Annotated in this window: 6 protein-coding genes; 2 read left to right on the top strand and 4 right to left on the bottom strand. The window is 65.3% G+C overall.

Features of this window, described 5'->3' with window-relative positions; genetic code table 11:
- The first annotated feature begins 182 nt into the window (after positions 1-182).
- Both RCI06_RS07600 and RCI06_RS07595 read left to right on the top strand, forming a co-directional pair.
- Positions 183-401 (top strand): hypothetical protein, encoded by a 219-nt coding sequence (locus RCI06_RS07600; protein ID WP_242970846.1) that lies wholly within the window; start codon positions 183-185, stop codon positions 399-401.
- 34 nt (positions 402-435) lie between these two features.
- A complete protein-coding gene (locus RCI06_RS07595) occupies positions 436-3,219 on the top strand; it encodes an N-acetylmuramoyl-L-alanine amidase (protein ID WP_306575366.1) in 2,784 nt (927 codons plus the stop codon).
- A gap of 42 nt (positions 3,220-3,261) precedes the next feature.
- On the opposite strand, the gene RCI06_RS07590 is transcribed toward RCI06_RS07595, so the two are convergent.
- From RCI06_RS07590 to RCI06_RS07575, 4 genes are all read right to left on the bottom strand, one after another.
- A complete protein-coding gene (locus RCI06_RS07590) occupies positions 3,262-3,684 on the bottom strand; it encodes a pyridoxamine 5'-phosphate oxidase family protein (protein ID WP_373690849.1) in 423 nt (140 codons plus the stop codon).
- Positions 3,684-4,169 carry a YbaK/EbsC family protein gene (locus RCI06_RS07585; RefSeq protein WP_306575364.1) on the bottom strand — a complete coding sequence of 162 codons (486 nt, stop codon included), beginning with the start codon at positions 4,167-4,169 and terminating at the stop codon, positions 3,684-3,686. The genes RCI06_RS07590 and RCI06_RS07585 overlap by 1 nt, the downstream gene beginning before the upstream one ends.
- A 186-nt stretch (positions 4,170-4,355) precedes the next feature.
- Entirely contained in the window at positions 4,356-4,781 is a 426-nt protein-coding gene (locus tag RCI06_RS07580) for an ACT domain-containing protein (RefSeq protein ID WP_121586551.1), read from the bottom strand.
- A gap of 92 nt (positions 4,782-4,873) precedes the next feature.
- Positions 4,874-6,178, bottom strand: coding sequence for a phenylacetate--CoA ligase family protein (locus RCI06_RS07575; protein ID WP_101551386.1), 1,305 nt, complete (start codon positions 6,176-6,178; stop codon positions 4,874-4,876).
- Positions 6,179-6,192 lie beyond the last annotated feature (14 nt).

The raw sequence follows: 6,192 nt of genomic DNA, 5'->3' as shown, positions 1-6,192 counted from the left end.
TCCCTCTCCTCCCCCGTCCCGCGCGCCGATCCCCACGCCGTCCTGCCCGCTCTCTGCCTGCTCTGCATGTGCTCGATCCTCGCCTTTCCCGAATGGCGTCGAAATGTTCATTTTTACAAGTAGAAATTTCCCCTCCGTTCCTGTATAATGATAGGGTTATATCGGACTTTCGGAGGTGCGCCATGAGCAAGCTGAGACTGTTTTCCAACGAGATCCCGCCCGCCTGCCAGTACTGCAAATACGGGTTCATCACCCGCGACGGGCGTTCGGTGCTGTGTGAAAAAAAGGGTGTGACCTCTCCGTTCACCTCCTGCCGGCGCTACCGCTACGCGCCGCTCAAGCGGGTCCCCAAGCGCCCGCGCGCGCTGCCCGCTTTCGACAAATCGGACTTTGAGCTGTGACGCCCCACTACGGTATAGAAGGAATGTTGCCCATATGAAACCGAAACGGACGCATGTGATCGCGCGCACCCTGCTCCTGTCGCTGGCGATCGTCGCCGCGACCTTCACGGTGCTGCTGGCGAGCGACCTGCTCACCGGCGAGATCATCCCCAAGAGCTATCCCGGGGGGATCGTGCCCACCGCCCCCGAGCTGCGCGCGATGACGGTGCGCACCCGCGGCAACGCGGATTTCCCCTCCGCGCCCAACCTTTCGGCCAAGGCGCTGCGCGGCCAGCTCGACGCGATCGCGGACTTCGCCGCCGAATACGGCTACAACGCCGTCTTCTTTGAAGCGGCTCCCGAGTGTGACGCGCTCTACCGCTCGTCGGTGCTGCCGTCGAGCGCCTATCTCACCGGCGAACAGGGCTCCTTCGCCTTTTTTGACCCGCTCGGCTACCTCGTCGACGAATGCAAGGAGCGGGGCATCCAGGTCTACGCGGTCGTCAACCCCTACGCGGTCGCTTCCGGCGGGCTGGCCGCCTCCTCCCCCGCGGCAAAAAATCCCGGCTGGGTGAAAAACGGCGTCCTCGACCCGTCCGAGCCGGGCGTGCAGAAGCTGGCGGGCAAGGTCGTCTCGGAACTCACCGCCAACTACGACATCGCGGGCGTCGTCCTCTCGGGCGTCGACTCGGGCGTCTTCGACGCCGTGGAGGACTACGCCTCCTGCGTCGCCAAAACCGCCGGGCACGCGCACGACAGCCTCAAGCATAAGGATTCCCAGCGGCTCGGCCTCGTCGTCTCGGGCGGCGCGGTGGGCGGCGAAGCCGCCCGTGACCTCTTCTCCGCGCCGCTTGGGAGCGGCGACCTCGATTTCGTCGTGCCGACCTTCGACGGCGTCTCCCTCGACGAGCTGCCCGCCCTCCTTTCGGGCTGGCAGGCCCTCTGCGAAGCCAAAGGCGCCGCCTACTACCCGCTGCACGGCGCGGACGACGCGTCCGCCTTTTCCCACGGGATCGACAACAGCCTCTGGCTGGAACGGCAGTCGGGCGCGGGCGGCATCGTGATCAGCAACTACAGCGCGCTTGACACCGAGTCGCGCACCGCGGCCTATACGCTCTTTGCCGCCTTCAGCCAGAAGGAGCCCGCAGGCATGCCCGACCTCAGCTACCAGAAGACCCTGACGATCGGGCGGCCGGCCGAGCCGGTGACCGCCGACCCCTCCTGGGGGACCTACTACATCATGGGCACCTCCGACCCCGCCCAGCCCCTCCTCTTTGAGGGACGCGAGCTGGAACGCTCGTCCGAAGGGCTGTGGGGCGTGCTTGTCGACGTGGCCTACGGCTCCAACACCTACACCTTCACGCAGGGCGGGATCAGCAGGACGGCCGCGATCACCCGCAGTTACCCGTCCGAGACGACCACGATCTCCACCATCGTCAAATCGAGCGCCTATCCCGCCAGCTCGGAGGCGGTGCTCGCAGGGCAGCTCCTGAAGCTCTCCTGCACCGCGCCGGGCGGCGGCACGGTGACCGCCGCGGTGGGCGGGCTCACCGCCACCCTCCAGCCGGTCGCGGCGGTGCAAAACGGTGTCGCCGTCACCTATCAGGCGACCCTCGACGTCTCCTCCCTCGCCCTGTCCGGGCAGGTCAAGAACATCGGCCCCGTCACCTACCGCCTCAACTACGCGGGCCTCAATTCGAGCCAGCAGACCGCCGGGGAGGTCTATGTCGCGGGCGAGGGGGCGGTCCCCGTCGCGCGGATGAAGACCTTCATCGTCCCCGTCAACAAAAACGCGGCGGACGACGGGCAGTACCTCACCATCCTCAAGAAGGACTGCGTCGACTACATCACCGAAAACGCGGGCGGCGGCTACTACCGCCTCTCCTCGGGCGGCTATGTGCTCAAATCCGCCGTCGACGTCGACGAGGGCGCGGCCACCGCGCAGAGCGCCGTCGCCTCGATCGCGATGGCCAAGGCCCCCAAGGGGGAAAAGCTGACGATCGGCGGCACCGCGCGCCCCGCCTTCACGGGGAGCATGGACGAGGATTCGGTGACCGTCACCTTCCACCACCTCAAAGGCTTTGAAAAGATGAACACCTCGATGCTCGAGAGCACCCTCTGCTCGTCGGTCGAATCGTCGATCAGCGACGACGGCGCCGTGACCCTCACCTTCCATCTGAACGACGGGGTGCGCCTGAGCGGCTGGGACGTCCAGTTCGACGGGAACGACACGGTCGTCTACCTGCGCGAGCGGCCCGCGTTCGACCGCCTGAGCGCCACCCCCCTCTCGGACGTGACCGTCGTGCTCGACCCGGGCCACGGCGGCACCGACCCGGGCGCCTCGGGCGTGGCGGGCGACGGCGGCCCGTGGGAGAAGACCCTCAACCTCGCCAACGCCTACGCGGCCCAGAGCCGCCTGGAAGCGCTCGGCGCGACGGTCCACGTGCTGCACAGCGACGAGACGATGACCCTCAATGAGCGCATGGAGCTCTCCCAGCAGTTCGACGCGGACCTCTTCATCTCCTGCCACCACAATTCCCTCGGCGTGACCGCCGATTCGGTCGGTGTCTCCGGCATCGAGGTCTACTATTGGAACGACCAGTCGCAGCGCCTTGCCGAGCTCGCGGGCCAGAGCCTCGCGGAGGACAGCGGGCGCAGGCTGCGTTCGGTCGAACGCTCCTACTACCGCGTCACGATGATGACCGCCTGCCCCTCCATCCTGCTGGAATCCGGCTTCATCACCAATCCCGCCGAGTACCAGCAGATCTGCGACGCGTTCGCGATGTACCGCTACGGCAGCGCGGTCGCGGACGCGGTCGTCCAGTACTTCGCCTCCTGAACGTATCAAAAAGCGCCCGGCCTCAACGGCCGGGCGCTTTTTTCATTTCTCCACGGGGAAGTCCTCCGAATGGAAGCTGCTGTAGTACCGCCCCGAAAACGCGGTGAAGTGCAGGACGCAGTAGTCGGGATCGTCCACCCCGCCGGGATAGTACCGCTCGTCCCCCTCCCGCCAGATCTCCGCCTTGATTTCCGGGCTTGTGAGCACCTCCATATGCCCCTTGAGCATCACCCCGCGGAAGAACCGGCGGTCGCAGAAGTAGGCGCTCGCCTTTGGGTTTTCCCGGTAGTGGGCGGCGCGCATCGAGGAGGTGTTGGAGGTGAACCACAGCTCGCGGACGCCCTCGCGGCGGCGGGGCGGGAGCATCGCCTTCATCTCGGGGAAGCCCTCGCCGTCGACCGAGCCGATGTAGGAGACGCCCGCGCGGTCGATGAGATTTCCGATCGTCTGGACGGGATCACGCATCATACCGACGTCTCCTCCCAGCCCTTGCAGACGTCGACCCAGCCCGCCGCGCCGGAATAGTCCTCCAGCTCGGCACAGGTGAGCTCGATGGCGGAATTGCCGCTGCCCGCCGCCGGGAAGACGGTTTCAAACCGCTTCATCGACACGTCCAGGTAGGTCTTTACAGCTTCGTTCTCGATCGCGAAGGGGCAGACGCCGCCGACCGCGTGCCCGGTGAGGATGAGCGCGTCCTCGGGTGGGAGCATCGACGCCTTCATGGAGAACTGGTCCTTAAACTTGCGGTTGTCGATGCGCGCGTCGCCCGCCATGACGATCAGGACGCACCCCTCCGGGCTCTTGAAGGAGAGGGTCTTGGCGATGCGCGCGGGGATGACGCCGACCGCCTGCGCGGCCAGCTCGACGGTGGCGCTTGAAACCGGGAACTCCAGGACGTCCCCGCCGCGCCCGCGCGCGGCAAAGAACGCCCGTACCTTTTCGATGGACATTTGCACATTCCTCCAAAAAAGGTTGGGCGGAAAAATTTCCGCCCAACCGGCTGATGTTGTTTTCGCGCGTCCGCCCTTCCGCTCCCCATCGTACGGGCCGCGTGCACGGACAGGCGGCGGCGCCGCGCCTGATAAAAGTTTTCGCCAGGCCTTTTTCAAAAGGCCGACCAAAAAATGCCCGTAACCCTAATACACGTCCTCGCCGCTGAGGATGGGGATGCCGTGGTCGCGCAGGACCTTTTCGGCGGCGTCGTTGTCGGCGACGCGCAGGATGACGTAGGCGGTCTTCTCGGCGTGGCTGACAAAGGCGTACATGTACTCCACGTCCATGCCCGCCTCGCGCAGGATGTCGAGCGCCTCCGCGAGACCGCCGGGGCGGTCCTCGATGCCGACGCCGATGACGCTCGTCTGGGAGACGGTGAAACCCTGCTCCTTGAGGGCGCTTTCGGCGCGGGAGGGATGGTCGACAATCAGGCGCAGGATGCCGAAATTGGTGGTGTCGGCGATCGAGAGGGCGCGGATGTTGATCTCCCGGCCGCTGAGGACGTCGGTGATCTCCGAAAGCCTGCCCGGCTGGTTCTCGACAAAGACGGAAAGCTGCTTGATAACCATATTACACACCCATTCTGCCGCTGTGCCGGCGTTAGTTTGACGATAATGCCCAAAAATCCGGGAAGAAGCTTCCCTTTCTTATGCCAATTATATCATACCAGATGGCGTTTGTCGATAACGCGTTTCGCCTTTCCTTCGCTGCGCTCGATCGTTTTGGGTGAGACGAGGTGCACGTGGACGGCGAGCCCGAGCATCGACTTGAAGCCGTCGACGAGCTGTTTCTCGCGGCGGGAGATGTCCTTGACGGTGTCGCCGAACATCGCGCCCGTCATCTCGACGTAGACGTCGAGGGTGTCGCTGTTCTTGACGCGGTCGACGACGATCTGGTAGTTGGCCGGGTAGCCGTGGTTCATGAGCACCGTCTCGATCTGGGACGGGAAGACGTTGACGCCGCGGATGATGAGCATGTCGTCGCTGCGGCCCATCGGCTTGGACATCTTGACGTGGGTGCGTCCGCAGGAGCAGGGCTCGCGGGTGAGCACGCAGATGTCGCGGGTGCGGTAGCGGAGCATCGGGAAGGCCTTCTTGGTGATGCTCGTGAAGACGAGCTCGCCCTTGGAGCCCTCGGGGAGCACCTCGCCGGTGTCGGGGTCGATAATCTCGGCGATGAAGTGGTCCTCGTTGATGTGCATGCCCGTCTGCTCGGCGCACTCGAAGGAGACGCCGGGGCCGGAGAGCTCGGTGAGGCCGTAGATGTCATACGCCCTGATGCCGAGCTTCTTTTCGATGTCGCGGCGCATCTCCTGGGTCCACGCCTCGGCGCCGAAGATGCCCGCCTTGAGCGGGATCTCCTCCGGGCTGATGCCCATCTCCTCGAACGTCTCGCCGATGAAGGCGGCGTAGGAGGGGGTGCAGCAGAGGATGGTGGCGCCCAGGTCCTGGATGAACTGGATCTGCCGCGCGGTATTGCCGGAGGACATGGGCAGCGTGAGGCACCCCACCTTGTGGGAGCCGCCGTTGAGGCCGGGGCCGCCGGTGAAGAGGCCGTAGCCGTAGGAGACCTGCACCACGTCGCTGCGGGTGCCGCCCGCGGCCACGATTGCGCGGGCGCAGCAGTCCTCCCACAGGTCGATGTCGTCCTGGGTGTAGAAGGCGACGACCCGCTTGCCGGTGGTGCCGCTCGTCGACTGGATGCGCACCGCGTCCTCACGCGGAACGGCGAGCAGTCCGTAGGGGTAGGCGTCGCGCAGGTCCGCCTTGGTCAAAAAGGGCAGCTTGCAAAGGTCGTCAACGGATTTGATGTCCGAGGGCTTGATCCCCTTCTCGTCCATCTTCCTGCGGTAGAACTCCACGTTTTTGTAGGCGTGTTCGACCGTTTCGACGAGGCGCTCGTCCTGCCAGGCTCTGATCTGCTCGCGGGAGGCGCACTCGATTTCGGGCTGGTAGTAGTTTGGCAAAGGAATCCATTCCT

Source organism: Anaerotruncus massiliensis (ex Togo et al. 2026) (assembly GCF_030825285.1).
Taxonomy (GTDB): Bacteria; Bacillota; Clostridia; order Oscillospirales; family Ruminococcaceae; genus Anaerotruncus; species Anaerotruncus massiliensis.
The sequence above is the reverse complement of the archived record's forward strand: the minus strand, read 5'-3'. Positions and strand labels throughout refer to the sequence as shown.

Coding starts and splice junctions, on each gene's coding strand:
- RCI06_RS07590 (WP_373690849.1), bottom strand. CDS start 3,684: ATGCGTGATCCCGTCCAGACGATCGGAAATCTCATCGACCGCGCGGGC.
- RCI06_RS07585 (WP_306575364.1), bottom strand. CDS start 4,169: ATGTCCATCGAAAAGGTACGGGCGTTCTTTGCCGCGCGCGGGCGCGGC.
- RCI06_RS07595 (WP_306575366.1), top strand. CDS start 436: ATGAAACCGAAACGGACGCATGTGATCGCGCGCACCCTGCTCCTGTCG.
- RCI06_RS07580 (WP_121586551.1), bottom strand. CDS start 4,781: ATGGTTATCAAGCAGCTTTCCGTCTTTGTCGAGAACCAGCCGGGCAGG.
- RCI06_RS07600 (WP_242970846.1), top strand. CDS start 183: ATGAGCAAGCTGAGACTGTTTTCCAACGAGATCCCGCCCGCCTGCCAG.